The following is a 2,455-nucleotide window of genomic DNA, read 5'->3' on the forward strand; positions in this document are numbered from 1 at the left end:
TTTCAATTTATCCAATATAACAAAACCTCCCACTTACATCATCTTGTATGATATAAAAATGTTTTTCATGAGTCAAACCTATTCCTATAGTCAATATGGAGCAAATGAATAGCGGTTAGCCATAATTTTGACCGCTATATTGGTCATTTTTAAAACCAGTTCGATAATTTTCTAATCATTTTTTTATCAGGTATCGATAAATATTTTTGATTTGGATCAAAGGCCTTCAAATAAATAACTCCCCCACACAAATTTAAAAAACAAACTGGTAAAATAATTTCCTACACCTATAAAATCACCGTTTTATTATTTGTTATATTAATTGAGGAAACAGGTATTAATTTTTTCCCCTCTTAAAAAATATAATTTGAAAAGAAAAATAATGCATTTATTTAAACCCCAACAATTCCCTCATCAATTCTTTATTTCTTTCTTTCATTTCATTTAGATTTGGCAAATCACAGTCACTACAGTATCTTTGAAATTCACAATCCCAGCATCTTTTTTTCGAACGTGGCTCAGGATAATATTCCTCATAAATAATTTTCTTGATCATAGAGGTAATTTTACGAACATAGTTTTTTTGATCATCAGTAATATTTATGGGGTAAGCTTTTTGTTTAGGAATAATATAAATGTACCCTTTCCTCACAGAAGTCTTTGTCATTTCTTCTATACACATTGCATATGCAGCCAATTGATATATGATGTTCTTATGGATTTTACTGTCCGTATCTTTACATTCAACCGGGTAGTATCGTTGACCATTTTTATTTTCAGTATCAATAAGAATATCGAGTTTTCCAATTAAATTCAGTGAATCCGATGAAACGGTTACTCCATACAATCTTTGACCTTCAATTAAGTTATATCTTTTCAATGTACGCCGCTTTTCTTTTTGGTTTAATTCGTAATGTTGGCTTCTTGCATACTCCATTTTAAATGACACTTTTCTCGGTACCGGCTCAACATAAGTGTAATAAATTACTCTTGGACAATAGACAAGCTGTTTAATATCTGTAACATTTATCGACATTTCTACACCTCATTTACATAAGTATCCTCAGAATAATTAAAATCAATCTTTATAACATTTTCCAAGCTATCTTGACTTAATGGAAATATTAAAACACTACTTCTTTCACTGTCTTTTAATAAAAATTTTAAACGCCGCGTCAGTTCACCATGAAGATTTCTGCTAATTTCTCCAAAAAACGCACTGTATTGTACCCTAATCAAACCATAATCTTTACACATATTGGCAGTCTTATTACGTAATTTATCCTCTGTAATGTCGTAAATCAGCAAAACTTTCAATATTACCACCTCGAAATATAACCTTTGAATTTTTTATTTTCCCGAAAAAAAGACGCAATATCCCTCACTTGTAGTTGTATAATGGTTCTCAAAAAATAATCGTTTCCTTTAAATTCCTCTTTCGATTCTAATCTGTTGTTAATCGATTCTCTTAATAACTTCAACGTTTTTCCACTCAAATAAAACGAGCCATCTTCTTTTTCTTCTATTTCCGGTTTATGACCTCTTGTAATCAATGAGATAACCGGACGATCAACAATAGAAGGACGGAATATTTCCATTACATCTAAAACAAATGAAATACGTCCAGAACGATCAACATGAAAAAAACCTGCATATGTTTCAAGTCCTGCTCGAATGATAGCCGAAGTGACTCTAGTTCTTAAAATCGCATATCCATAATTAAACATCATGTTGACCGGTTCTTGTAATTGCCAACTTCTCCCGGGAAACTCCAAACCCTTTTCTTCCAATATTAACTTAACTGCTTTCCAATACCGTTTTGCCGCATGGGCCTCAATAGAAACGATTTCTTTTCTAACTTGTTCAATTGTTTCACCTTGTACATTTTTTATTTTTTGATTATGAAATTTCATTGCGTCTATTAATATTTTTAATTCTTCTTCAATTGCATGTCCCCTCCTGCTTTTCATAAAGTATTTAATTGTATTTATTTGATTTAGAATCTTTGTTGTGATAATTTCTTTTGCAAGGGCAACACCTCTATTGTCATGATAAGCAATTAACTGTTCTCTTCTTGCTTTGACAGAACCGTGGTGTCCAGGTGCATATAATGTAGTAAACGGTTCTTCTTTAAAGTCAACAAAGTGAATTTGCGTACCGTTTCCGATTAATTCCTGAAGCAAACTAATAGAAACCATTCCGCATTTGTTTCCAATCACCAAATCTTGCATTTCTTTAATTGCATGTTCTTCTACTACCTTGCCGTGTTTCTTTAAAACAAGCCTCTCACTTACTTTGTGCAAATTTACCCCATAGTCATCAATAATTAGTTCTTTTAACATTATCGTCCTCTCCTAACATGTTTACAAAATTTAATATTTCATATTTTCCTACAATTCAATTATTGCCACTAAATGCAAAAAAAATAAGCCTAAAAGTAGGCTTTTTGTATATT

3 protein-coding genes are annotated in these 2,455 nt (G+C 31.3%); all 3 read right to left on the reverse strand.

Annotation, left to right across the window (positions count from 1 at the left end):
• Window positions 1-388: 388 nt before the first annotated feature.
• From cas4 to cas1, 3 genes are read right to left on the reverse strand one after another with little or no spacing between them, the layout of a single operon-like run.
• A complete protein-coding gene (gene cas4, locus BT1A1_RS13120; RefSeq protein WP_034771991.1) occupies window positions 389-1,036 on the reverse strand; it encodes a CRISPR-associated protein Cas4 in 648 nt (215 codons plus the stop codon).
• Window positions 1,037-1,038: 2 nt separating this feature from the next.
• A complete protein-coding gene (cas2, locus tag BT1A1_RS13125) occupies window positions 1,039-1,317 on the reverse strand; it encodes a CRISPR-associated endonuclease Cas2 (RefSeq protein WP_034771993.1) in 279 nt (92 codons plus the stop codon).
• Window positions 1,318-1,319: 2 nt separating this feature from the next.
• Window positions 1,320-2,342, reverse strand: a complete 1,023-nt coding sequence (gene cas1 / locus BT1A1_RS13130; RefSeq protein WP_034771995.1) for a CRISPR-associated endonuclease Cas1 — start codon at window positions 2,340-2,342, stop codon at window positions 1,320-1,322.
• Between the last annotated feature and the right edge of the window lie 113 nt (window positions 2,343-2,455).

This window comes from Caldibacillus thermoamylovorans (assembly GCF_000751775.1).
Classification (GTDB): domain Bacteria; phylum Bacillota; class Bacilli; order Bacillales; family Caldibacillaceae; genus Caldifermentibacillus; species Caldifermentibacillus hisashii.